The organism is Weissella sp. ESL1177 (genome assembly GCF_058107185.1).
This window is the reverse complement of record NZ_CM176591.1, coordinates 573209-598774: the sequence shown is the minus strand read 5'-3', so window position 1 is coordinate 598774 and position 25566 is coordinate 573209. Positions and strand designations below refer to the sequence as shown.

Annotated in this window: 29 protein-coding genes; 10 read left to right on the top strand and 19 right to left on the bottom strand. The window is 34.1% G+C overall.

Annotated elements, in window-relative coordinates:
* The first annotated feature begins 15 nt into the window (after window positions 1-15).
* On the top strand, window positions 16-1029 hold the full coding sequence (locus AC3B5D_RS02840) for an alpha/beta hydrolase (RefSeq protein ID WP_489839608.1): 1014 nt from the start codon (window positions 16-18) through the stop codon (window positions 1027-1029).
* Between the two features lie 228 nt (window positions 1030-1257).
* Here AC3B5D_RS02840 and budC read toward each other — a convergent pair whose 3' ends face one another.
* Complete coding sequence (gene budC / locus AC3B5D_RS02835; protein ID WP_489839609.1) at window positions 1258-2034, bottom strand: meso-2,3-butanediol dehydrogenase; 777 nt, start codon at window positions 2032-2034, stop codon at window positions 1258-1260.
* A 60-nt stretch (window positions 2035-2094) separates the two neighbouring features.
* Here budC and AC3B5D_RS02830 point away from each other — a divergent pair, with 60 nt between their 5' ends.
* Window positions 2095-2472, top strand: a complete 378-nt coding sequence (locus AC3B5D_RS02830) for a winged helix-turn-helix transcriptional regulator (protein ID WP_489839610.1) — start codon at window positions 2095-2097, stop codon at window positions 2470-2472.
* On the opposite strand, the gene iolE is transcribed toward AC3B5D_RS02830, so the two are convergent.
* From iolE to AC3B5D_RS02800, 6 genes are all read right to left on the bottom strand, one after another.
* Window positions 2465-3370, bottom strand: a complete 906-nt coding sequence (iolE, locus tag AC3B5D_RS02825; RefSeq protein ID WP_489839611.1) for a myo-inosose-2 dehydratase — start codon at window positions 3368-3370, stop codon at window positions 2465-2467. The two genes, AC3B5D_RS02830 and iolE, sit on opposite strands and share 8 nt — an antisense overlap.
* Before the next feature lie 145 nt (window positions 3371-3515).
* Entirely contained in the window at window positions 3516-4646 is a 1131-nt protein-coding gene (locus AC3B5D_RS02820; RefSeq protein WP_489839612.1) for an NADH-dependent flavin oxidoreductase, read from the bottom strand.
* Between the two features lie 315 nt (window positions 4647-4961).
* On the bottom strand, window positions 4962-5477 hold the full coding sequence (locus AC3B5D_RS02815) for a flavodoxin family protein (protein ID WP_489839613.1): 516 nt from the start codon (window positions 5475-5477) through the stop codon (window positions 4962-4964).
* A gap of 142 nt (window positions 5478-5619) precedes the next feature.
* Window positions 5620-7569 carry a PTS sucrose transporter subunit IIABC gene (locus AC3B5D_RS02810; protein WP_489839614.1) on the bottom strand — a complete coding sequence of 650 codons (1950 nt, stop codon included), beginning with the start codon at window positions 7567-7569 and terminating at the stop codon, window positions 5620-5622.
* Window positions 7553-9226 (bottom strand): alpha-glucosidase, encoded by a 1674-nt coding sequence (locus tag AC3B5D_RS02805; RefSeq protein ID WP_489839615.1) that lies wholly within the window; start codon window positions 9224-9226, stop codon window positions 7553-7555. The genes AC3B5D_RS02810 and AC3B5D_RS02805 overlap by 17 nt, the downstream gene beginning before the upstream one ends.
* A gap of 43 nt (window positions 9227-9269) precedes the next feature.
* Window positions 9270-10280, bottom strand: coding sequence for a LacI family DNA-binding transcriptional regulator (locus AC3B5D_RS02800; protein WP_489839616.1), 1011 nt, complete (start codon window positions 10278-10280; stop codon window positions 9270-9272).
* Window positions 10281-10581: 301 nt separating this feature from the next.
* Between AC3B5D_RS02800 and AC3B5D_RS02795 the strand changes: the two genes are divergently transcribed.
* Entirely contained in the window at window positions 10582-10938 is a 357-nt protein-coding gene (locus tag AC3B5D_RS02795; RefSeq protein WP_489839617.1) for a DoxX family protein, read from the top strand.
* A gap of 161 nt (window positions 10939-11099) precedes the next feature.
* Here AC3B5D_RS02795 and AC3B5D_RS02790 read toward each other — a convergent pair whose 3' ends face one another.
* Genes AC3B5D_RS02790 through AC3B5D_RS02775 form a run of 4 tightly spaced genes read right to left on the bottom strand, consistent with a single transcriptional unit; the run spans window position 11100 to window position 13464 of the window.
* A complete protein-coding gene (locus tag AC3B5D_RS02790) occupies window positions 11100-11969 on the bottom strand; it encodes an aldo/keto reductase (protein ID WP_489839618.1) in 870 nt (289 codons plus the stop codon).
* A 26-nt stretch (window positions 11970-11995) separates the two neighbouring features.
* Window positions 11996-12676, bottom strand: a complete 681-nt coding sequence (locus tag AC3B5D_RS02785; protein ID WP_489839619.1) for a dihydrofolate reductase family protein — start codon at window positions 12674-12676, stop codon at window positions 11996-11998.
* Window positions 12677-12695: 19 nt separating this feature from the next.
* Window positions 12696-13109 (bottom strand): cupin domain-containing protein, encoded by a 414-nt coding sequence (locus tag AC3B5D_RS02780; protein ID WP_489839620.1) that lies wholly within the window; start codon window positions 13107-13109, stop codon window positions 12696-12698.
* 37 nt (window positions 13110-13146) lie between these two features.
* Window positions 13147-13464 (bottom strand): carboxymuconolactone decarboxylase family protein, encoded by a 318-nt coding sequence (locus tag AC3B5D_RS02775; protein ID WP_489839621.1) that lies wholly within the window; start codon window positions 13462-13464, stop codon window positions 13147-13149.
* Between the two features lie 144 nt (window positions 13465-13608).
* Between AC3B5D_RS02775 and AC3B5D_RS02770 the strand changes: the two genes are divergently transcribed.
* Together AC3B5D_RS02770 and AC3B5D_RS02765 are read left to right on the top strand one after the other, a co-directional pair.
* Window positions 13609-14043 carry a MerR family transcriptional regulator gene (locus AC3B5D_RS02770; protein WP_489839622.1) on the top strand — a complete coding sequence of 145 codons (435 nt, stop codon included), beginning with the start codon at window positions 13609-13611 and terminating at the stop codon, window positions 14041-14043.
* A 157-nt stretch (window positions 14044-14200) separates the two neighbouring features.
* Window positions 14201-14566 (top strand): LysR substrate-binding domain-containing protein, encoded by a 366-nt coding sequence (locus AC3B5D_RS02765; RefSeq protein WP_489839623.1) that lies wholly within the window; start codon window positions 14201-14203, stop codon window positions 14564-14566.
* Between the two features lie 106 nt (window positions 14567-14672).
* Here the strand turns inward: AC3B5D_RS02765 and AC3B5D_RS02760 are convergent, their stop codons facing one another.
* Entirely contained in the window at window positions 14673-15707 is a 1035-nt protein-coding gene (locus AC3B5D_RS02760) for a zinc-binding dehydrogenase (RefSeq protein WP_489839624.1), read from the bottom strand.
* 21 nt (window positions 15708-15728) lie between these two features.
* The gene (locus tag AC3B5D_RS02755; protein ID WP_489839625.1) at window positions 15729-16559 is read right to left on the bottom strand and encodes an SDR family oxidoreductase; all 831 of its coding nucleotides are present in this window, start codon (window positions 16557-16559) and stop codon (window positions 15729-15731) included.
* 154 nt (window positions 16560-16713) lie between these two features.
* Here AC3B5D_RS02755 and AC3B5D_RS02750 point away from each other — a divergent pair, with 154 nt between their 5' ends.
* Entirely contained in the window at window positions 16714-17118 is a 405-nt protein-coding gene (locus tag AC3B5D_RS02750) for a MerR family transcriptional regulator (protein WP_489839626.1), read from the top strand.
* Between the two features lie 74 nt (window positions 17119-17192).
* Here AC3B5D_RS02750 and AC3B5D_RS02745 read toward each other — a convergent pair whose 3' ends face one another.
* Genes AC3B5D_RS02745 through AC3B5D_RS02735 form a run of 3 tightly spaced genes read right to left on the bottom strand, consistent with a single transcriptional unit; the run spans window position 17193 to window position 20453 of the window.
* Complete coding sequence (locus AC3B5D_RS02745) at window positions 17193-18635, bottom strand: ABC transporter permease subunit (protein WP_489839627.1); 1443 nt, start codon at window positions 18633-18635, stop codon at window positions 17193-17195.
* A complete protein-coding gene (locus AC3B5D_RS02740) occupies window positions 18635-19528 on the bottom strand; it encodes an ABC transporter ATP-binding protein (protein WP_489839628.1) in 894 nt (297 codons plus the stop codon). The genes AC3B5D_RS02745 and AC3B5D_RS02740 overlap by 1 nt, the downstream gene beginning before the upstream one ends.
* A complete protein-coding gene (locus AC3B5D_RS02735) occupies window positions 19515-20453 on the bottom strand; it encodes an ABC transporter ATP-binding protein (protein ID WP_489839629.1) in 939 nt (312 codons plus the stop codon). The genes AC3B5D_RS02740 and AC3B5D_RS02735 overlap by 14 nt, the downstream gene beginning before the upstream one ends.
* Window positions 20454-20623: 170 nt before the next feature.
* Between AC3B5D_RS02735 and AC3B5D_RS02730 the strand changes: the two genes are divergently transcribed.
* The 4 genes from AC3B5D_RS02730 (at window position 20624) to AC3B5D_RS02715 (ending at window position 23124) form a co-directional block, all read left to right on the top strand.
* Window positions 20624-21202, top strand: coding sequence for a TetR/AcrR family transcriptional regulator (locus tag AC3B5D_RS02730; RefSeq protein WP_489839630.1), 579 nt, complete (start codon window positions 20624-20626; stop codon window positions 21200-21202).
* 163 nt (window positions 21203-21365) lie between these two features.
* Window positions 21366-21818, top strand: a complete 453-nt coding sequence (locus AC3B5D_RS02725) for a MarR family winged helix-turn-helix transcriptional regulator (RefSeq protein ID WP_489839631.1) — start codon at window positions 21366-21368, stop codon at window positions 21816-21818.
* Window positions 21819-21931: 113 nt separating this feature from the next.
* Window positions 21932-22468, top strand: a complete 537-nt coding sequence (locus AC3B5D_RS02720; protein ID WP_489840589.1) for an HXXEE domain-containing protein — start codon at window positions 21932-21934, stop codon at window positions 22466-22468.
* Between the two features lie 119 nt (window positions 22469-22587).
* On the top strand, window positions 22588-23124 hold the full coding sequence (locus AC3B5D_RS02715; protein ID WP_489839632.1) for an HXXEE domain-containing protein: 537 nt from the start codon (window positions 22588-22590) through the stop codon (window positions 23122-23124).
* 124 nt (window positions 23125-23248) lie between these two features.
* Here the strand turns inward: AC3B5D_RS02715 and AC3B5D_RS02710 are convergent, their stop codons facing one another.
* The 3 genes from AC3B5D_RS02710 to AC3B5D_RS02700 form a co-directional block, all read right to left on the bottom strand.
* Window positions 23249-23737, bottom strand: a complete 489-nt coding sequence (locus AC3B5D_RS02710) for an ATP-binding cassette domain-containing protein (RefSeq protein WP_489839633.1) — start codon at window positions 23735-23737, stop codon at window positions 23249-23251.
* Between the two features lie 49 nt (window positions 23738-23786).
* Window positions 23787-24200 (bottom strand): ATP-binding cassette domain-containing protein, encoded by a 414-nt coding sequence (locus AC3B5D_RS02705; protein ID WP_489839634.1) that lies wholly within the window; start codon window positions 24198-24200, stop codon window positions 23787-23789.
* A gap of 225 nt (window positions 24201-24425) precedes the next feature.
* Window positions 24426-25532 (bottom strand): helix-turn-helix transcriptional regulator, encoded by a 1107-nt coding sequence (locus AC3B5D_RS02700; protein WP_489839635.1) that lies wholly within the window; start codon window positions 25530-25532, stop codon window positions 24426-24428.
* Between the last annotated feature and the right edge of the window lie 34 nt (window positions 25533-25566).

Sequence of the window (25566 nt, the reverse complement as noted above, 5' to 3'; positions counted from 1 at the left end):
TGAAGAAGGGAGCTAATGATGAATAAATTGACTAATGATACACGTGTATTTACAATTAATGAACAAATTGATGTACAAGATGTGCGATTCCAAAACAGATATGGTTTTAACATAGCTGGCCATCTTTATTTACCACTTAACTTTGACCGTACTAAAAAGTATGCTGCTGTTATTATTTCTGGTCCATTTGGTGCTGTTAAAGAACAGTCAAGTGGGTTATATGCTCAAACTTTAGCTGAGCGTGGTTTTGTGACTTTAGCATTTGATCAATCTACTACTGGTGAGAGCTCTGGTATTGTTCGTAATATGGCATCTCCTGACATTTTTGTAGAAGATTTTTCGGCAGCTGTTGATTTTATTGGACTACAAGACTACGTATCACGAAAAAGAATTGGTGCCTTAGGAATTTGTGGCTTAGGTAGCCATGCATTAACAGCAGCTTCTATTGATAAAAGAATTAAAGCTGTCGCAACAAGTGTTATGTACGATATGAGTGAATCAATGTGGTTAGGATTGAATAATTCAAAAACTAAAGAACAACAAGATATTGAACGAGATTATCTGGCAATACAACGCTGGCAAGATGCTGAATCAAATACTTATGAAGGTGGTCCCCACGAACTATCGTTTGACAAAAACAATCAACCAATTCATTCTGCAACAGTACTACCAGATACTTTAAGCCCTGATGCAGATCCTATCACAATTGATTTTTTTCATTATTATAAAGAACGAGCATTTCATCCACGTTCAATTAATTCAAATGGTGCATGGTCTGCAACAAGTCCTTGGAGTTATTATAATTTTCCACTACAGCAGAAAATTTCTGAAATTTCGCCACGACCTGTATTAATTGTAACTGGTGAAAAAGCACACTCACGATACATGGCCGAAAGTGCGTACGAACATTTACAAGAGCCAAAAGAATTAGTTACTATTCCTAATGCAACTCACACAGATTTATATGATCAAATGAATCTAATACCATTTGACAAATTTACTCATTTTTTTAAAGTCAATATTGCTTAGTTAACGTCTGACATTTGTGATACTTTATAGTAATTAGTTAAAAATAAAGGTTGTATGATATTTATGCCTAATTAACTAGGTACCATAGTAACTTTTATATTCAAGCAAGCGTCACAAATAAATTAAATAAAAACTAAACTATAAAAAAGATACAGAATTCACAAAAGATTTCTGTATCTTATTTTTTAATCTTACTTTGCGTTATATAAGTCACCAAGATAGTCAAAGTTATTCAATATGTGGTTGGCCAGTAGAAGCTGTTGTCCCACCATCTACAGTCAGGATTGTTCCAGTAATATATGCAGCATCATCTGATGCCAAGAACAATACAGCGGGTGCAATATCTTCTGGTTTTCCAGGCCTACCAAGGGCAATTCTATTAATAAATGGATTCAACTGTTCCTTAGATTTAGCCATGTCTTTTGTCATGTCAGTTAGTGTAAATGCGGGTGCAACAGCGTTTACCCGAATGCCATCAGTTCCCCAATCAAGTGCCAAAGATTTAACAAAGCCATTGACAGCATGCTTAGTAGCATTATAAATAGATTGTTGCCAATCACCATTACTTCCAGAAACGGAAGAAATTGCAATTAAAGAACCTTGACTTCTTTTCAATAATGGATAGCTCGCTTGAGCCAGATAGAAAAAACCATCAATATTTGTTGCACGTACATTTTCCCATTCTTGCTTTGTTATCTGATTAAACTCACCCGAAATCATAGCTGCCGCATCACTAACAACAATGTCTAAGCGACCAAATCTTGCACTTACTTCATCTACTGCTTCTTGCGCTGCTGTTGGTTGGGAAATGTCTTTTGAAATTGTTAAAACCTTGTTTTCATCATAACCAGCAATTGTCTCTTTCAATGCTTTTTCTCGCCGACCAACGACAGCAACCTGTGCGCCATTATCTAGAAAGGCTTGTGCAATGGCCCGGCCAATACCACTACCACCACCGGTTATTAACACGGCTTTATTTTTTAAATCATATTTATTTTTAGTCATGACTGTACACTCCTTATTAATTTATGTTAATCTTTTGTTATAGAAAGGAATTTTAAGCTTATGAAAAAAACATACAAACGGTTATTAGAACGTCATTGTGCTACTGCCAACACACTATCTTTAATTGGTGGTAAATGGAAGATTTTAATCTTAAATCATTTGCGTAACAGAGCCTATGGTTTTAATGAACTGCAGCGTTCATTATATGAGATTACTGCACATACATTAAACGACAGCTTAAAAGAACTTGAAGAAGATCAATTAATTATTCGTAAAGACTTTAAAACGGTACCACCCAAAACAGAATATTTTTTATCATCTAATGGCCAAGAATTAATCCCCTTATTAGATGAAATTATAAAATTTGGTGAAAAACATCCTGTCTTAGAGGATAGTGATATTGCTGATTCAGATACTCATCAGAAAAAAATTAGTTAATCTCGTCTTTCAAATTTTTTGTGATAAATGAATGCGCAGATTGTGCCATTTCCAATGGATTAACGTGGTTTGGATTTATTTCAGCATCAACCATTACCCATCCCTGGTATTTCTTCTTTATTATAAAATCAAAAAGTGGTCTGAAATCGATATCCCCTTGCCCAGGGACTGTAAACATGTCATTTAAAATTGCTTCTTTAAAGGAGAACCCTCTTTTACGAAAAAGGGTTTCTTTTTTTTGATGAACGTCTTTTAAATGTAAATAATTGATCCGTTTTGCATACTTTTTTAAAAGTGGCAGATACGACCCGTCTGAAACAACCGCATGGCCAGTATCTAAAAGTAATCCAACTAAGTCAGCATCTGTATTTGACATCAAACGATCAACTTCTTCACTTGTCTGCACGCCAGTTCCTAAATGATGGTGGTATGCGATTTGGACACCATATTTATGTGCTATACGCCCATATTCATTCAGTCCAGCACACAGCTCTTCCCACTCGGCATCAGTAAAATAGGGTTTATCTGCAAAGATATTTTTATCTGTTTGCCTTTGTATCGAATTTGTTTGTTCGGATAGCACTGTAAATGATGCATGAATTTCAGCGAGATATTGGCAATGCTTTTCAAAATCTTGTAATGCTTTTGCTATACCATCACGAATAATAAAACTACTAAACCACTGTCCACCCACCTGCAATTTACGAATAGCCACTTCAGCATTTAAATCAGCTGCTTTCGGAAAATAGCTACCAGCTTCTGTACCTTGGTATCCTGCCAAAGCGACTTCACTTAAAATACGTCGGTAATCAGTATCCCCACCAAGTTCAACGACATCTTCATTTCGCCAACTAATTGGTGATATACCTAAATAAAAACCGTTCATTATAGATTTCATCGTTCAAACCCCCATCTAAAAATCTAACCAGTTAACGTATTCTATTTTCTATTTGTTAAATACACAACAACAAAATAATAAGTACCCTACTTAAATAATGCCATTAACCGTGTAGCCAATTATTTGTTGTTATTTTAACCAGGTATTAATTATCATGTTTAAAAACATTTTCATAACCACCCATTGTTTCAGCAATTTGATCTAAGAAACTTGGCTGAATTCCTAGATCCTCCATATCGGCCTTTGTAAGATAGTATCGAATGGCCTCTTCGTTACCAGCCTCAACTTTTTGAACCCACTTAGGCTCCCAGATAGATTCGTGCCCTAAAGCGACAAGATCAAATGCCTGACTGACCTTTTCTGCTTCTTGTGGTGTTTTAATATTACCAACAACGATCAGTGGGAACGCTCCTGCAACACGATCTCTAATGGCTTGATTAACAATTGTCTGAGATGATTGATCCCGCATTGGTGTCCGCCACACATTACTTTGAGAAACATGCAAATAATCAATTTTAGTTTGTTTCAACCTATCAATCAATTGCAACGTATCATCCAACGAAATACCTGGTTCCTCCAATTCTTCCGGTGAAATACGGTACCCTAATAGAAAAGGTTTTTTAGCATATTTCTCGATTACTTGAGTCGCTTCATCAATGACTGCAAGTGGAAAGTTCATTCTTTTTTCAAGCGAACCACCCCAATGATCTGTTCGACGATTCGAATGTGGCGAGAAGAATTGTTGCAACAAGTACGTATTCGCACCATGCAATTCTACTCCGTCAAAGCCTGCTTGAATTGCTCTTTTAGTTGCTGCACCAAAGTCTTTGATAGTTTGAATAATTTCATCTTCAGTTAGTGCTCGTGGCACTTCAGAATCTTCGCGTACCGCTGAAACAGCGCTGGCACTGATAGGTTGTTCGCCTCTTAAGATTGCACTGTTTGACATGCGACCGGCACTAAAAATCTGAATAATAGCTTTGGTGCCATTTTTCTTCATATGCGAGGTTAGCTGGCTGAGCCTTGGTAAATATCTATCATCTGAGATACTCAACTCGCCTTCAAATCCTTTACCTAGAGAATTGACATTTGCAACTGCCGTAATAAATAGACCTGCACCACCAGAATGCTGAGAATAATAAGCTAGTTCATCACTGCTAACAGTGCCGTCCTCTAATGACAATCGTTCTGTCATTGGTGGAATAACAATTCGGTTCTTTAATTCTATATCCTTATTTTTAAATAAATATGGTTTTAAAAAGTTATATTTTGTCATATACAAAACCTCCTAAGACAATGAATAAACTTAATAAATTTAGTATAACTTGCTAAAATTTAATTTAATAGTACTGACTTTTTTAATACTACCCCTCATTTATAAACTGCAGATAATATTGATGTCACATTCCCCAATGAAAAAACGGACAAATAACTGGCTATCAAGTCACCAAAAAAGTGAAGGGAAACATAAGTCGTTATAACTAGCTGAAAAGAGCGTAAATCTATCAATTTGAAGTTGGTAGATTTACGCCCTTAAACGTGTTTGATTTTTCACTGATATGACAAAATTTTTATACAAGAAGAACTCATCTTATTTCAACTCTAACCATTTATCCAACAATTGTGATACCTCTATTTTTCGATTATTTTTAATATTTAAAAGTCGTCCTTTATTTTCTTCACCACCCTTTACTGAAAATCCCTGAATAATTTGCGCACCTAATGCCAGCGACTCAATTTGATCAAAGGTTGACCCCTGACCATAACCGCCATTAGTATTAAAAGGCATTATCCTTAATCCTGTAAAATCATGATTGATCAAAAATGAAACAACTGCTTGAGGTAAAGCCATATTCCAAGTCGGTGAGCCAATGAAAACGCATTTGTAAGACTTCAGATTATCAATATGAGTATCTAAAGTGGGTAAAATATTATTTTCTTGTTCCATCTGATTTTGGTGTACTTCTTCTCGGTAATCAATAGGACGAGCCTCACTAGTCACTATCCGTACAATATCTCCACCCAATTTGTCATGAATCAATTTTGCCACAGCTTCTGTATTACCAGTTCGTGAATAATAGACAATTAAGTTTTTGTTACGATGCATCGATAAATCCCTCCTTAATTAATTTAAAAACAAATCTTAGTATGCACCTTGGAGTAAACGCCAAGTCAATAAAAAAATTAAACTAGTGTCACATGCATCACAAATGAATAATCCGTTTTATCTAAAATTAGATTGATATAATTTATTCACTCATAGCCCCAGCAATATCACTCTCTGGTTCCTGCATCGTAATAACCGTATCACCATGTATGACCTTTTGGGCTTCTGCCATTGGTTCAATTAATTTATGTTCATCATTCGTAACAATAACCATTACTGTGTCATCATAACCTGCATCTCGTATGACTGGCGCATTAAAGCTTCCTAGCAAATCACCTTTTTGTACAATCGCTCCCACTTCAACATCTTTATTAAAACCCTTTCCTTTTAATGCAACCGTATCAATACCAATATGTACTAAAATTTCAACACCATTTGTCATCGTGAGACCATATGCATGACCAGTATCTGCAACCACCGTCATTTTACCTGATTGCGGTGCATAAACGTTGACTTGATTATCCTTGCTACTCTTAATAGCAACACCATTTCCCATGATACCAGATGAAAATACTGGATCATTTACTTTGCTTAAGTCTGTTGTTTCACCATCAATTGGTGCATAAACACTATCGTCTACTATTGCTGCTTGTGTTGCGTCTGGATCAACTAATAATTCTTTGGGCATTGCGAACATATTCGTTAAAATGAACGCAACAACAATCGCAGATAATGAAACAATTGTATATACTAACAAACTATGTCCATTATAAATATACATCAAGTACGATGGTACAACTGCTAAGCCATAAGTATTGGCAGAAACATTGAAAATACTTAATAATGCACCACCAACACCACTCACTAACACAGTAACTAGCAATGGTTTTAGATTATATCTAATCAATATTCCAAATAAAGTTGGTTCTGAAACACCAAATAATTGTGATGAGAAAGCACCGGTAAAGGTTGCTTTATCTTTTTTATTACGTGCACGCATAATCATAGCCAAAGCAACACCCAAATTAGCAAATCCATAAATTCCTTCTAATGGAATCAACGGATTAAGGTGAGTCGCTGCTAACAATGATGTCTCAATCGCAATCATCATTTGATGGATACCAATCAAAACCATCAATGGATAAGCAGCACCAATAATAAATCCACCGATACCATAAGGCAAATGAATTAGACCTTGAACACCATCTACTAAAATATTTTCAACACCGTGAACAATTGGACCGACACCTAAAATCATGATACCGAACGTTACCAACATAGTTAAGAATGGTGTGATAATTTGGTCTAACACATTTGGTACATGTTTATGAAAATAAATCTCTAACTTTGCCCCAAGGAAACCTGCAACTAATGCAGTCAAAACTGATCCCTGACTACCAACTACCGGGATATGTTTAAAAAGCATAATTGCTTTAGCTGTTCCCCCAGCAACATCATATGCGTTGGGCAATGATGGTGATACTAGCATCAAGCCAATGACAATCCCAATAATCGGTGTTCCCTTGAAATATTTAAAAGTTGACCATACGATTAATGCCGGTAAAAAAGTAAAAACAGTTCCTGTTAGTACTGAAACAACCGTATTAAAACTCCCCGGAATATCAGATGGTGATGCACCAAATAAATGTAATACTTCTGGATTAGTTAACGCGCTTTGTAAGCCTAAGAATAATCCAGTTGCTGCAATAACTGGAATAATCGGTACAAATATACCAGTTAACATTGCCATGATTCTTTGAACAATTGATTTATTTTCAGAATTCGAACCATTTTCATCACCATTATTATCCGAAATGTCATCTTTTCCATAAATGGCATTAACCTGGCCTTGCTTATCAATTTCATCATAAACATCATTCACAACGCCAGTTCCGATAATAACTTGATATTGTCCTGATCCATAAAAGACACCTTTGACATTGTCCAAATTTTTTATTTGCTTATCATCAATTTTTTTACGATCTTTTACTACAAACCGTAATCTTGTTTGACAATGTGTTACTGATTCAACATTATCTGCACCTATATTATCAATTATATTGCTAGCTAATTTACTATAATCCTTTTTCATTATTCGTTACCTCAATTAAAATTCCTTGATATGGTTTTAATTCATTGACTGTATATGACTGATAAGTATTTAAAATGACATTTCCTTCAGGTAAATTCACATAACAGTTTTCATCACTTAAATTAAGATACATTTGAACATGTTGTCCTCTACGATAAGCAATGATCGTATCACCACTTTTTATTGGTCTGAAATCACCGTAAATTAAATCATCTGACCATTTCGAGTGGTTTCTTAAATTAATCATGGTTTGATAAAAATGCCAAACTGAAAATGCATCATTTTTTTCGTCGGCTAGATTAATTTCTTTGGCTTGTTTAGCTAATCCTAGCCATGGCTGATGACCTTTATTAAACCCATTATTCACTTTATTATTCCAAGCATAAGGCACGCGTCCATTATCACGTGACCGAATATTGACAAAGTAAAGTGCTTCTTTATCAGAATATCCTTCTTCAACTGCGCGATAATAATTGTCTTTACTTGATACGTCATTAAAGTCATCAATGGTTCCCCGCTTTGCATTAACCATCCCCAATTCTTGTCCTTGATAAATAAACGGGCATCCCCGCAAAAAGAAATACATTATTGCCAGGGCCTTGGCACCCCTACTATCACGATAATCACTATTTTTAATATATTTATTAACACTTCTAGGCTGATCGTGATTTTCCAGAAAATTTGCTCCCCAACCTACTTTTTGAATGGCAGTTTGGCTATTGTTTATTTTTTCTCGTAACTCATTTGTCGTCCAATCAGTCTGTCGATACCATTCAGACCCAGAAACAACATCAATGTCTGCATAGCTAAAATCAAAAATCATTGAAAAATAACCATCTTCACCAATAAATCGTTTATAGTCTTCATACCCCACACCACTTGCCTCACCAACTGTCACTGCATGATATTTTTTGAAAGTTCGTTCATTCAATTCCTTCAATAAAGTTGCAATACCTGGTCGATTTTCTGCTTTTCGTTTCACTTTTCCTAATCCATCAATACCATCAGGCGTAATTGACGCGAAATCTTGATCTTTTTTTATAAAGGTAATGGCATCAATTCTAAAACCAGCAATACCTTTATCTAGCCACCAATTAATCATCGTATATATTTTTTCTCGTAGTTCTGGGTTCTCCCAATTTAAATCCGGTTGTTGCGGTGAAAACACATGATGGTAGTACATATTTGTTTCACGTGGTACTGGTTCCCACGAAGAGCCTTTCCCAAAATTTGATCGCCAATTATTGGGTGGCAACCCTTCATGACCTTCTTTAAAAATGTAAAAATTTCGGTACGGACTATCTGGAGATTTGATTGCATCTTGAAAATATGGATGTTGATCTGATGTATGATTAATAACTAAATCCAAAATAACCTTTATTCCCAAAGAACGTGTTTTTCTCATTAGTTCGTCAAAATCAGCCATCGTTCCAAACATGGGATTGATATCGTAATAATCAGCAATGTCGTAGCCATTATCAGCCATTGGTGAAACGTACATGGGTGATAACCAAATTGTCGTCACACCAAGTTCATTAAGCGAATCTAATTCCGAAATAATTCCTTGAATATCACCAATGCCATCATTATTACTATCTTTAAATGATGCGGGGTATATTTGATAAAAAATTTCTTTTTGCCACCACTTTTTTTCCATTTCCGCTCCTTTTTGGAATCGTTTCCAAATTGCTGTAAAAAAATTAGGCACTTGCCCTAATAATTAAAGACAAAGCTAATTTTTCATTTTCTTGTTTTATTTCTTCTGAATTTTTATCTAATCCCTGCATTAACAATGCGACAGCAGATGCCGCCATCAATTCTACCGGTTGACGCACGGTTGTTAATGGTGTCGCCACATACTTTGCCATCGGCTGATCATCATAGCCAACAACAGCAATATCATCAGGCACTTTAATATGTTGTTGTTTTAAACTATCAATGATACCAATTGCAACTTCATCAGAATTAGCAAATACTGCATCTGGCCGATTTTCCTTTGTTAATAGTCCAATATTTTGTCCAATAACGATCCCATCTTCAATTGTATGAGCCTTTGTATAAATATCTGACGGGAGAATTTCTAAGTCATAATACTGACAAAAATCCTGATAAGCTTTCGTTCTTGTTTGACCATGGGCTGAATTTTTATATTCTCCACCAGTTACATAAGCAATATGTCGCTTCCCCTTATTGTAGAGATATGTCAATGCATCGTAAGTTGCTTGATAATGATCAACAACAACACATTTCAAATTAGAATTATCAATGTGCTCATTAAACAAAACAATTTTATCCGCATAATCCTGTCCCATATTAGCAACCAATTTTTCATTTTCCACAGATGCCATAATCACACCATCAACTTGATGGGTTTTTAATTTTTCTAAGAATCGTTGTTCAGCCAAAGAATCATCATGCGTTTGCGTCACGATCACTTGATAACCTAATGCATTTAACCTGGTTTCACACATATCAAATAAATTTGCTAAAAATGGATTAGAAATACGCGATACTAGAAAACCAATGTTTTTAGTTGACTTTGATCTTAATTGTGCGGCAATCGCACTTGGCGTATAATCCAATGCATCAATCGCTGCACTAATTCGTTTCTTTTTTTCATCAGATACATGCGGTTGATTATTTAAATATCGTGAAACCGTTCCAACACCAACCCCAGCCTTCTTTGCAATTTCACTAATTGTCACTGGCATATTTTCACCCCTTTGAATCGATTCCAAAAATAATATAACATATTTAATTAAATTAGTAAACGCTTTCACTATTATAAAAATTTACCTATATGAAACATACAATATCTTATTAATTAATAAATTACCTATATTCACGAAATTACTCATTAAATTAAGTAGCTTTGATAGTGCTTATTTACGATTCACTGGTACAATCAAATTAACCAATGATGGCGATAACAATAGTTGATGAGGTTGCTAACCCGAATTTAATGTACTTTGGTAAAACAATCTCTGAATAATTTAAAAGGTGGTCATTCACATGATAATTGTTTTGTGGATTTTACAAATTTTATTAGCACTATTATTTTTAAGTTCTGGTTATTCAAAAACTTTCCAATATAGCAAAAAAGAAGACGAATTAAAAAAGATGGACCATCTTGAATCAAAGAATTTAATCATGTTCATCGGAACAGCAGAAATGCTTGGTGCTTTAGGATTAATTTTACCTAAAGCAACCCACATTCTACCTGTGTTAACAATGTGGGCGGCTATCGGTTTAATGCTTATTATGTTTGGTGCTTTTGTTATACATTTAAAATTTAAAGAGTATAAAAACGCTACTTTTGTCACTATTGTTTTCATCTTGTTACTGATTATTGCGATCTATTCCGTTTAGTCTACTAACTGCTAATCAAATCTTTCTACAAATTAAAAGCGTTGGCATGAGGGCAAAAGTCTTCGTACCAACGCTTTATTTTTGAATGCTTCATTCAAGTTTATTTTCTATATCTCACCTAGATTAGAAATCTTAGCAGTATGTCATTCGATGAAATGAACTTATTTATCTGTCTTTTCATAAACTGGAAACGAATCCGATTCACCATAATTATCGATATGCTTAACTTGCTTTAATGCCGTCATATCATCATCACTAATTGTAAATGCTAACTCAGTATTACTGATAATATGACTTGGTGTTTCCGCCTTTGGCAAAGGTAGCATCCCCAACTGCAAACAATATTGCAAGCATAATTGTGCAACACTAACACCATACTTATCAGCCATTTTTTGTAACTCTGGATTATGCAAGATTTCACCATGAGCAACTGGTGAATAAGCTTCAACTAGAACATCATTATCCTGACAGTATTTGATTAAATCAAACGGCGTATTAGAGACATGTGCTAAAACTTGATTAACAACCGGTTTAATACGACCATTTTGCAAAATATTGTCTAAATCAACTTGTTGGAAATTTGATACACCAATGGCTTTAATTTTACCAGCATCATAAGCTTCCTCTAGAGCACGCCATGCTGCTAAATTGCCCTTGAAATAGTGTTCACCATTCCTAAAATCAGCCCATGGTTGTGGTGCATGAATAATCATCATATCGACATAATCCAGACCTAAATCAGTCAGTGACTGGTCAATTGCAGTAACTGCCTCATCATATGACTTGATTTCGGCTGCCAATTTCGTTGTCACAAACACATCTTCACGTGAAACTGATGACTCACGAAGCGCTTGACCAACTCCTCTTTCGTTTCCATATGCTTGGGCCGTATCAATATGTCGATAACCAGCATCAAGCGCTACCTTGACAGGCTCAACGACTTTATCATTATCAATTAACCATGTACCAAACCCTAATTTTGGAATTTTAACACCATTTGATAACGTAAATGTTTCATCTAAAATTGTCATGTTAGACTTCCTTTCAATCTTTCTATTTATTTTTTAAAAATTAAATGGACACCACCGTCTGGTAATTTCTTAGCTTGGTCAAAGGTAAATGTGTCATCAATATATTGACCAATGGTTTCAAAACTAGACTTTTGAGTCCCATCACCATTCACATGCGGTGCAACGACTAGTGAAATTTCATCAACAACATGGGCTTTCAAAAAAGCACCATTAATCATGGCACCGCCACAAACTGCTAATGTTTCAATATTAAAATAGGCATTTAATTTTTCTAAAATTGTTTCAAAATCAAATACTGTGTCACCACCAATAATATATGGAATATTCATTGATTTGAGAAATGCCAAATAAGCTTGGCTAGCTTGTTTTGTCACCACTTCAATGGCATGCATTTGACGCCCATTATATTCAAAAAAGTTTTGTGTCCAACCACATCTACCTTGCCGATCAAAAGATACAGACCAAGTATCTGATGTAATTTTTGGTATCCAATCTTCATAAGGAACTTGTACATCGCTAAATTCACTTAAATCAAGCTTTGCTGGCGCTGCGTACATCTGAATCGTTTCACGACCGTTAGCATCAGCGTTACTCATTTGAAATAGTTCATCTGAGTAATAAGTACTTGAAGCGCCACTACCATGTGGTCCATCAATTTTACCATCAATCGAAACATACATGTGGATAATCACTTTACTACGTGTCATAACTACCCCTTTTATGTTTTTACTTTGCTAATTGATTATAAACGGTATCTTCAACCGGTTCTAACCATTCTGACTCACCAGTCGTAATTGCTAAATGACTGAACCAACTATCTTTCGTTGCACCATGCCAATGCTTAACGCCATCATGAGCAATGACAACATCACCTGGATTTAATAGTTGCGCTGGTTTGCCTTCTTCTTGATACCAACCTTGGCCACCCGTCACCAATAAAATTTGACTACCATTATGATGAATGTGCCAATTATTTCGGCAGCCTGGTTCAAAAGTCACATTCCCAACAGGTACACTGACATCACCACCTGGTGTCACTAATGTTTGATTATAACTCTGACCAATAAAATATTGGTCAAACGCATCATTAGTTGGTCCTGTTGGAAAAACACCTGGTTGTTCAACTTTTTGATTTGTCATGTTCATTTCTCCTTATTTTTATACTGTTATATCTAATTTATTGCCAAATTTCCTTAGCTCGATTAAAGGCTGACCATGCTTTTGGCCAACCCGCATAAAATGCAAGGTGTGTAATTTCTGCCGTAATTTCCTCTTGCGTAATACCATTTGATTTACCAATTTTTAAGTGTGCTTCCAACTGTTCAGTGTTCCCCATTGCAATCAGTGCTGCAATCGTTACCAACGAACGATCGTGCGCACTTAATTCATCTTCTTTATCCCAAACTTCACCAAATAAAACATCATCATTTAAATGAGCAAATTGTGGGGCAAACTTTCCTAATTGTTCTTGCCCTGCTGTTTGTTTCTTAGCCATAGTGGCACCTCCCTAATTTATATTTATAAAACACTTTTATTGTAAAACCTAAAGTGCACTTTAAGTCAAATGATTATCTTAATATTATTAAATTTGTTTTTACTGTATAATAGCATTTAAAGTCAACTATAAGGAGAGTTTAGCATGACACCAACACAAAAAATTTATAATATTGGCGAATTTAGTGAATTAACAGGTATGCCAACTTCAACTTTACGTTATTATGAGGCTGAAAACTTAATAAAGCCACAACGTTTAGCTAATGGTCATCGTTACTATACGAACGATGATTTTGACTGGTTACGTTTTTTAAATCACTTAAAGGGAGCTGGTATGAGTATTGCTGATTTAAAACAATACATTATTCTGCGTGAGCAAGGAGATAAGACCATTCCACAACGTCTAGCGCTTTTAAAAAGGACTAAAGCAAATTTTCTAAAGGAATTAGCTGAAATCCAACAACATTTACAAATTTTAAACGATAAAATCAACTGGTACGAAGCCAAAGATGCAGGTATTATTTCTGATAGTGAAAAGTTTAAAACTTACCTCGAACACCTGGGCCACGAAAATTATTAATAAGTCGAGTATTAATAGTTTTGATAAAATTCATTAGCTAAATATCATAATGACATCACCACTTAAATAAATACTCTCTAAATCCATAAATAAACAATCACGATTAATAAAAAACATAGAACTAATCGATATGTAACTACATGTATTACACTATTTTATGACTGTTGTTAATGAGAGAAATATTTCATCAGCTGCTCAATTAGAAAACCAAAAATTGATTTTTCCATTAACAAATTATCAACTAACGACATTTAATGATTGGTTCGGTCAAAATGCTATCAATTATCAGATTATTGGCCATTATAATCTTATTAATAACGCTGCAAACATAGCCATGACGGGGATAGGCCATGTTCTATGTTTAGAAGGTGTCTTTAACACCATTAATACTAATTTGAAATTCATTCCTTTAAAACCGACGATTAGTGCTACCACTAGTTTTGTCTGGCCTAAAAATATGACGCTTTCCGTTGCTAGCAGTAGATTTTTAAAATACGTTCAAAATAAATTACTATCAAAATAAGGTATATCCATAAATTAAATTTTTACTTTAATTTATGGATATACCTTTTAAAAAATATTATATTTTAAATTTAACGATATCGTTTTAACAATGTTTTTATACTTTTTTACATGACAATTAGTGATTTAATGGCTTCACGTTTGTCCATTGCGTCATAAGCATCCGGAATATGATCAAGATCAAATTGTTTCGTGAAGACTTTTCCAGGATGAATCGTTCCTTGAAGCACAGCTTGTAGCAAGCCATGCTGTTCATCATGAGTTGTGACTGCAGCAATACCACCACGTAGACCAACATTTTGCCAAAATAATTGATTAGTATCAGGTGTACTTTGTGGCACACCAACTCGCCCAATAACTGCCCCTGGACAGCTAATTTGTTGTGCTTCAGTTAAAGAATTTTCACTACCAACACATTCAAGGACTGCATCAACTCCTTTTTGATTTGTCAAATTCATGATTTTTTCAACGGCTTGCTCATCCCGTTCTGACACAATAGTCGTTGCGCCAAATTCACGCGCTAGTTCGGCACGGTCTTGATGATGACTTAAAGCAATAATTTCCTTAGCACCCAATAATTTTGCACCAATCACTGCGCAAAGGCCAACAGCGCCATCGCCTAAAACGGCTACCGTTGTGCCAGGCTTAACCTCAGCTGTATAGGCCGCATGATAACCAGTTGCCATCACATCCGATAAAGTCAATAGATCATTCAGTTGTTCCTCTGTGTAATCTGAAGGCTGTCCTGGGATTTTAACCAATCCCCAATTAGCATTGTGATAGCGTAAATATTCGGCTTGATAGCCATTTTCGGGATCTGAGACTTGATTAGTACAATTACCGTCAAATCCAGCAAGGCATGCTGCACAGTGTCCACAACCATGTGTGAATGGTACGACAACAAAATCCCCTGCTTTAACTTTTTGAACTGCATTACCAACTTGTTCTACAATGGCAATCGCCTCATGACCAACCCGTGAATGATGTGTTCTAGGATTAATGCCCCGATACCACCAAAGATCAGAACCGCACACACAAGCGCGTACAATCCGTAAAATGGCATCTGTCGATTCTTTTAATTCTGGCTTTGGGGTTTCCTTAATTGCTATTTTTCCAGGTTCTATAAAGTAAGTTGCTTTCATAATTTTTCCCTCTTCTAAATTTTATTTTGGTTGTAAAGGTCCATAATAATAAGAAGCCGTCGCACCACCGTCAATTAAGAAAGTCGACCCAGTAATAAACTGTGCACGTTCACTCATCACAAGTTCAGCGACATCTGCTACTTCATCAGCCGTTCCTGGACGACCTGCTGGTGACTTAGCAAACATATTTTTGTAAAAATCGCCTCGTTGCCCGTTAAATTCATCAATTGCCAAGGGTGTTACTATGATACCTGGCGCAATATCATTAATCCGTGCTTTCTTTTTGCCCCATTCAACCGCTTCATACATTGTCCGCTTTTCATTACATCTTTTTGCTAATTGATATGCTTGTAATGAATCTTTAATCTGATTAGGCTGTAGAAAATCAAGTTTTAAGAGTTCTTCTGTCGGTGTCATCGCTAGTTGACGATTTTGTTCTGCTGTTAATGCTGGCATCCGAAAACCAGACTGACTCGATATCACAACTCCTGCGCCACCTGGTGCAATCACCTGACGTACCTCTTCCATTAAGACAGCTGTCCCATAAAGATCAACTTTTAGAATAGTCTCAATTGAAGCTTGTGATGGTGATACACCAGCACCATTAACTAAATATTTAATGGATCCATATTCTTGTCCTTTTTTAATCATTTTTTGGATAGATTCACGTGATGAAATATCCATTTCACAAATTTCTGTATCATAACCCGCTTGATTTAAAACATCTGCTATTTTCTGCGCATTATGAATATTTTTATCCCCTAAAATAATCTTCTTACCATAGCCAACTCTCCGGGCTATTGCTAAAGAAAGTTGTCCTGCACCAGTAACTAACATAATATCTTGACTCATTTGATAAAATTCCTTTCTTTTTTGAATACCATTACTATAATTCTTGGAGTATACTCTAAGTCAAACAAAACTATTTAAATTTTTTATGGCGTACGCTAAGCTTTATACTGTCATTAAATTAAAAAACGAAAAAATCAAGAAAAGGACCAACATCATGAATATTAAAAAAGCTAGTGAAATTAGTGGCGTTTCAGCAGATACAATTCGCTATTATGAACGAATTGGTCTCATCCCACCAGTTAAACGAAAAGAAAACGGTATTCGTAATTTCGATGATGAGGATTTAAAATGGATCAAATTTAGTCGACAAATGAGAAACGCAGGTTTGTCCGTTGAAGCTTTAATCGAATATTTAACTTTATTTAGAAATGGTCAAAAAACAATTCCAGCTCGAATTAATTTATTACAAGAACAAAGAGATCAATTAGAAGAAAAAATTGCCTCTTTAACAAAAGCAAAAGAAAAGTTAGACTACAAATTATCTAATTATCAAACACATATGCTAAAGGCTGAACAAGGTTTACGCCCGTTTGACACCAGTAATTCAGAAGATAATTAAAAAATCAAGTATATAGTAAAGCCCCATGAGTTTCGGAATTTAATCTAACTCATGGGGCTTAATTTAAATTTTAATTAAAGCGGTAAGTCTTTCTTTTGGAAGACAACCGCTGAAGCTGCGTATAATACAACTGCAACACAACCTAATGCCAGTAATGGTATACCAAAGTCACCATTACTTAAAATTTCATCTGTCTTATACAGAGTTGTTAATGAGAAGTACTTTAAGTTCTCCAAACTATCACTTTGTTGGATAACCAAACTAATCAGGAAGAATGCGAATGGCAACCCTGCTCCAAGAATCATGGCATGGTTTGATCGGTTAAACAATGTACTTGCAAAGAATGAAATACTACCCATTGCCAAAATTAACAAACATGCACCAACGTTTAACCATACAAACGTCTCGATATCAAATTCTAATGATTTATCAGATTTCAAAGCAGCATTTACTTGCGATGTATCAATCAACACCTTTAATTGCTCCTCAGGAACTTTAGTTGCTTCTGAAGCAGCTTTGATAGCTTTATCATCTTTTAGTAAACTCATATTATCTTGAATATTACTCTCTGATGTATTCAAAGCCTTAGCACCTGCTTTTTGAGCAATTGCCATAATAATTGACGGACTAGCTGGCAAACTTTTTTCCATCTCTTTTTGTTTTGCAGCACTATCATCCTTGATTTGATCATTAATTGAATTACGATAATCACTAACACTCTGACCAGTAACTTTAGCACCTGCACTCAAAGCGTCATTATCATTCAGCATTAACTTTGGATTCTTAGTTAATTCATTTTGAGTAATTTCAATCGTTGATTTACTCTTATCAGAATCAGCAAACTTATCCTTACGATCTGATGTTAATTTCTTAGCAGCAGCGTCATAACTATCACGTAAAATAGCTTGATCAAGATATTTCTTATAAGCTTCTTTATCCATATTGCGTGCTTCAGCACCTGCTTGTAGTGCATACTTATCGTCTTCGATCATGTACAAATGCCCACGAACATAACTGGGCTTACGATCCATTGCATCGGCAGCAGCCTCAACATCTTCCGTCATCGGTTCACCAGTAATATTATGGTGAGTAACTTCAGATACGCCAAGTCCAACACCTGTTACAATACCAAACATTAAGACAATTGAGCCAATCATGTATGCCATCTTGGTAAAGATAACAGTACTACGTTTAGTTGGTGTTGACAAAGTGTAAGCCATTGAGCCACTATCTACTTCGTTAACTACTAAATTATTAGCTGAAAAAATAATATAAACTAATCCTAGTAGGATAGCAATGGTTTTATAAAACGTTTCTAGCGTTCCTAGAATTGAATTAAATCCTGATAAGATACTATCAAAACTGGTTCCTGAAGCCGCACTTGATAAAGCAGCAAAATCCTCTGGATCAAATTGAACAATAAAAACACTTAATAGTGCGCACGCAACAAGTGTGATGACAAGCCAAAGTGTCCCATTTGATCGTACACTTTGTTTAAAAATTGCTTTACTGAACATTATGCCTCCTCCTTGAATGTCTGGTTAAAATAATCTTCAAAAGTTTGTTTGATTTCTTTAAAGAACGACACTTGATGATGTTGTAAATCATTCATTAATGTGTTTATATTTTGATCATTTATTTTGACTGTTACTAAGTATTTATCATCTTTGATCTCTTCAAAATGATAATCTAAGTGAATAAAATGTTGGAAACTTTCAATATCTTGAAAACCAACCTGAAACAACTTGTTTGGATTATACCGAATATTATCCATATCAATCGTATTGATAATTTTACCGTCTTTAATCATAGCAACATGATCACAAGTTTCTTCCATCTCTTTAAAAATATGACTCGACATAAAAATCGTGTTCCCAATTGCTTTTTGCTCTTCAACCAATTTGATAAACGTATCTCGCATCAAAGGATCTAATCCGGTTGTTGGCTCATCCATAATCAAAATATCTGAGTTTGCAGCAAACGCTGAAGCTAAGGCTGTTTTTTGTTTCATTCCCTTACTCATACTCTTAATATTTGCTGTGATATCTAGTTGTAAATCGTCACAAATTTCTTTACAACGTTCCCAACTACCATGACCAAGCATTTCAAGTTGTCGTTTTAAAAATACTTCACCGCTATCATTACCTGGAAAATTAATTTCACCAGGTACATAAGCCACTTTTTGCTTTATTTGAGCACTTTTTTTTGTACAATCAAGGCCGTCAATCGTCGCATTCCCACTATCAGGTTTAATAAAACCCATGAGGTTGCGAATCGTGGTTGTTTTACCAGCACCATTAATACCAGCAAAGCCAAAGACTTCACCTTTTTCAACTGATAAATTAATATCAAAAATGCCACGACCTTTACCATAATCTTTTGTTAAATTATTAACTTCAATCATTGCCATGTTCTAATTCCTCCTGTCCAGCTTCAACACTCAGTTTGCGATCGTAGAAATTCATGAAGTAATCTTCTAGGGTAAATTTAATTTCTGAAATAAAATGCAAATCAAATCGACTAAGTTCACTAAATAATTGATGAATATTACTATCTTGTATACGTAATTTCACTTGATCTTGATCGGGTCGTTTCGCAGAAATATCTAGCTGTGTTTGATCAATAAACCGTTCATAGGTCTCATGATTAATAAATTCGATCTTAAATTCTTTATTTTGATTTTTTCTTAACTTATCTGCCACAATAGTTGAAACAATTTCACCGTTTTTAATAATCGCAATTCGATCACATGTCGCGTCAACTTCATTAAAAATATGACTTGAAAGTAAAATCGTTTTACCAGCCTGCTTTTCAGCCAAAACAAAATCAATAAACCGTTCTTGCATCAACGGATCCAAACCACTAGTTGGTTCATCCAAAATCAAAATCTCTGGGTCATGCATAAACGCCGTCACAACTGCTAATTTACGTTTAGTACCTAAACTCATTCGTTTAATTAGTCCCGACGGGTTTAATTCAAACATGTCCAACAAATAATTTGTTTTAGTCATATCAGTAATTTGCCGTTCTTTTGCCATAAAACCAATGAATTGTGTGCCCGTCATCCCCGATGGAAAGGCTAATTCACCTGGTAAATAACCAACTTTACGCTTAATGGACGCTGCATTTTTCCAACTATCCTTTCCGTCAACTTTTATGTCACCCTCTTGTGGTTTAGAAAAGCCCATGATATGACGAATCGTCGTGGTTTTACCTGCACCATTGGGTCCTAAAAAGCCAAAGACTTCACCTTTATTGACTGAGAAAGATACATCAAAAATACCACGTTGATGTCCATAATCCTTTGTCACATGATTAATATCAATAACTGCCATTCACTTCTCCTAACCTATTAATGTACAAATGATAATTTATTTACAGATGTTCAATAACAGATTATAATGGTTTCAGATAATATGACAACGTACAATTTATTTTAAAAAGGAACTTAAGTATCAAATTTGTATATTATGTTCGTTAAAATTATAGAGAAAGGCAATTTATTATGGATTTAAATTTAGATTTACGTGTTCAAAAAACTTATTCATCACTTATTAATGCTTTTTTTGAGATTCTTGAAGAAAAAAGTATCAATCAATTAACAGTTAATGAATTATGCCAAAAAGCAAATGTTCGTCGACCAACTTTTTATAAACACTTTTCTGATAAATATGCCTTTATAAAATTTGTTGCCTATACTACTCAAAAAGAACTATTGAAAGAAATTGATACACAAACTGAAATGGAAAATCCATTTGATTTTTTTCTCACTTGTTTTGAAAAGTTTCTCGATTTAGTTGAACAATATCAAAATGTGTTAGTTCGCTTAGAAATGGAATTGTCCACTGATTTTTCATTTGAAATAATTGATAATTATTTACAACCACAAATCGAAAAAAGAATTCTATCCTTTGAAAAAAAAGGTGCTGTACTTGCTGAAGATATTGGGTTTACATGCCAAATTATTTTAGGTATTTTTCGCCAAACCAGTATTTGGTGGTTAAAACCAGAAAACCATCTTACTAAACTGGAAATACGTAATCATATGGCACAAGTTCTTCATTTACTATTTCCAATTATTTAAGGTATTTTTTACTCAAAAGCTTTCAAAGCACTTGATAGTAAACTGAACTATGCATTATAGACAATTGGTTTTACAAAATGACTATTTAAGTTCTATACAATCAAGTAGTCATATTGTTTAATATCTAAAAGTGTAGTAAACTACATATTTGTGAGGTACAAAAATGATAAATACTTTTCTTAATAAAATAGGGCCACAAATCAAGGTTGCTAACACTTTGATCGAAAAAAAACTAAATAAACACATGTCAGAATTGCTTAGTGACTGGAACTTAACTGGTCCACAGATTTCTTTATTAATTTATTTATATGAAAACTCTGAGCGGGTTGTCACACAAAAAGAAATTGCTGATCGTTTCGTTTTAAGTCATCCCACAATCAGAAGCATCGTTAAACGTTTGGAAAAAAATGATTTATTAGTGATTACTCAATCAAAAAAAGACATGCGTCAAGTTATTTTGACGTTATCTGTTTCTGGACAAAAATTAATTACTGATCATATTACGGAAATTTACGCTGTGTTAAATGATGTTGACCACCAAATTGTGACAAATTTAACTCCTTCGGAACAAGAAAAATTTTCACGGATTTTAGCACAAATCATCCGCAATTTTTAATTGCACCGCATAAATGTGTCGCTTACTACACAAAAACGGAGGAAAAATGAATACAGAAATTATAAATATTTCAGGAAAAAAACGAACAGTCATGATGGCTGTTCTGCTGTTTGGTGCTTTCATGGCGCTACTTTTGCATCAATTTTGAAGAGTATCGTCTACCTGGTGGTGCAGCAATTGTTATAAACCGTGTACTTTATGGTGAAAAAGAAAATTATCGCCGCTACCCAGGAAATGTTAAAAGTAGTATGGTTGTCAATATTTCAGCCTATGTCTTCTATTTATTAGCTGTCTTTTTCCCTCAATTTATTTGGCTAGGATTAGCACAAAGCTTGTTTGGCTTTACTCAAGTAATTGGTCATGGTTTCATGTTTAATATTCGTATGAAACGTTGGTATAATCCAGGTATGTTAAGTGCCGTCTTATTACATTTACCAATTGGTATTTATTATATTGTTTATATAACACAACACCATTTGGCCACAGGATGGGATTATCTATGGGGAATAGTTACGCTTCTGATTGCGGTCATTGTCACGATTCCTTTACCAATTTTAGCCTTTCGAGATCCAAATAGTCCTTATGAATTCACAGAAGAAGAAGCTTCTCGGTATCACATCATGGATAAAATGAAAGAAAAAGGACTATAGAAAGAGGAAAAATTATGGAACGTATTGTGCGTCACTGGTATGAGTTTTCTGTTTACATTGCAGGTTGCTTTGCATTAATTCTTGGTTTGGAAAATTGGAATCTACAGTAAAAAGCACTGTTGTTAGGACTAATCATCATTCATCTTCACTTTTTTGAAGAATTTGGTCTGCCTGGTGGCTTTGCTTGGGGAGGTATCAAAGTTGAGATGCGCAAAGTGAACCCAGATGTATCGCAATGGCAACTAAACCAATTAAGTGCCTTGTTTGGTAATGAATGGTTTGCAATTACTGTATATTTATTACCATTATTGACACCGCAATGGCACTGGACTATTTTAGCAGCTGTTATTTTCGCTTTTCTAGAATTTTTAATGCATGTTGTTATTTTTAATATTGGCTTAAAAAGTTGGTATAACCCTGGCACATTTACAGCCACTTTTGGTTTAACACTTGTCTCAATTTGGTATTTATATCAAGCTATTCCAACTGGTATCTTTAATTGGTGGGACTTGTTATTAGCCATCATTTGGGTTGGCTTTAATTATTGGATTGGATTCCGGTCACCGCTCTTCCAGTATTTCAATAATAATAACAAATATACATTTTCCAGAGCTGATGTTGAAAAATCAATCGATAATTTAAAAAATTTACATTAGATTCAGATCTTTGATATCCACTTATTTATAACAACAAAAAGCTATCAACATTTCAATGATGATAGCTTTTTGTTTACTTAATAAAGCCTTATCCCGTTGATAACGGCTATTTTTTGACAATATTTTAACCATTAAAATAACGCTTCATTGCTTTAGCAGTTAAAGTATTATTTTGTTGTACTAACGTATATGGCGTTCCTTGAAATAGTAATTTGCCACCATTTTTTCCTGCAAAAGGACCAATATCAACCAGCCAGTCCGCTTGCCCCATTACTCTAAGATTATGTTCAATGACGATAATAGTTAAATGTTGTTCTTTGATTAATTTTTTCAATAGATCAATTAAATTTTGTACATTTGCCTCATGTAAGCCACTAGTGGGCTCATCTAAAACTAAAAGACTCGTATGATCTTGCAATAAAACTTTCGCTAATTTAACACGTTGTAACTCTCCACCAGAAAAAGTATCTAGGCTTTGGCCTAATTTAATATAACCCAAGTCGACATTTATTAAATGATTCAATGCTTTAGCCAAATTATCTGTAAAAAATTTAACTGCCTCTGTAACTGAAAGATCAAGTATATCTGCTATATTATACCCATGAAATTTCACTTGCAAAGCTTCTTTTGAATAACGTTTACCATCACAAACTTCACATGTTTCATGTCGTATCACCCATATAAGCTAAGTCTAACTTAATCATTCCTTTTCCTTTACAAACAGGACACGCACCCTTACCGTTATAGCTAAACAAAGAAACATTCTGACCTGAACTCTTAGCAAAAATGTGACGTAATTTATCAAATACACCTAAAAAGGTCAGGACATTTGAACGAATGCTACTGTGGACAGGTTTTTGATCAAGTAATACCGTGTTCGTATATTTCTCTTTAAAAGTATCAATTAAAGTGCTTTTTCCAGAACCAGCAACACCTGTGACGACAGTTAATGCATTTTTAGGAAATTTAACAGAAAGGTTCTTAATATTATATTTTGAGACTTTTTTTAATGAATAAAATTCATTGTCACTTTTAATCTGCTTATTAGATGAAGACAGTTGCCCCTTATTTCGCAAATAATTTCTTTATGTTGCGTATTTAGCGCAAATTCTAACACTATTGCTGATAATAATCACTTTCATCTGAGAGAATGATGACATATCTATTCACAAAAAAATCCTCACAATTATTAAATATTTATATCTAACAATTGTGAGGAACTATCTTTGTTCTTATTTATCGCATGATTTTGTTTATTATAAAACGATGTCGTTATGGCATCTTGAAATAGTTTTTAATCCTTATTCAACAACACTATGCTTTGTCTTGCGAAATTGCTTTGGTGTAACATCAGTGAATGATTTGAATACCTGAATAAAGTAACTTGTTGTTGAAAAATTTAGTTTTGTTGAAATATATTTTAAACTAAAATCTGTTGTTAATAACATATCTTTAGCAACTTTTATTTTTTCTTGGAGTACATATTGTTTAATTGTTATATTATATTTTTCTTTAAATCTTTTATTTAGATACCGTTCTGAATACTCAAAATGACGACTTAAATCTTTTAAACTTAACTTATGTGTAATATGCTCTAAAATATAATTTTTTGTTTTTTCAGCTAATGACGAATTATTGATTTCAACTTGTTCATTTGTCGCCATAAAATAATAAAGTGTAATATTTTCTAGCCAAATATTAAATGAAATTTCAACTTCTTGCATTTCAATCTTTGCAATAATCTTATTAAATATGTAATATGCTTTTGTAATTGGAAAATTATGATTAATAACTGAATCATTAAGAATTGTTAGATAAGAAATTAAAGCATCCTTTTGCCCACGTAAATATTTCTTTTGACCAAACATCTCGCCATATTGTTTCGCACGCAAATCCGATTTTAAATAATACCTTAATTTGGTTTCATCTTTATTATTAAATGCCTGTAATAACTGAATTAAGTTATTTTGCATTTGCCGTTCTTCGGTGGCATTAAACGATACCTGATTATTATTTTCATAAACAACATCATCTAAATATGTATAATATAACAACCAATCAGGTGCTTCTACTCGTTTAAGTAATTGATACGCAAATTGCAAGATCGTTTTTACTTGTGGTGTTAATGTAGACAATATTAAATTTTCTTTGGAATAGATGGAAGTTGATACTTTTGGTTGCATCACCAAATATTCACGATTACCAAAATTAATCACTAAATAATAATTACCTGCATCTCTAATTAAATTATATGATTCGTCAACACTATTATTTAAAACATTATCAAGTTTATTATATTTATTGCCGATTAATGATTTTTGTATTTTAATATGTGAATTTTCTTGATAATAGTCAATATCCATTTCTAATAGAAGTCCTAAATATTTTAAATTACTTAATCTATCCATAGTTCTACCTTTTCTTCATTATTAAATTAAAAAT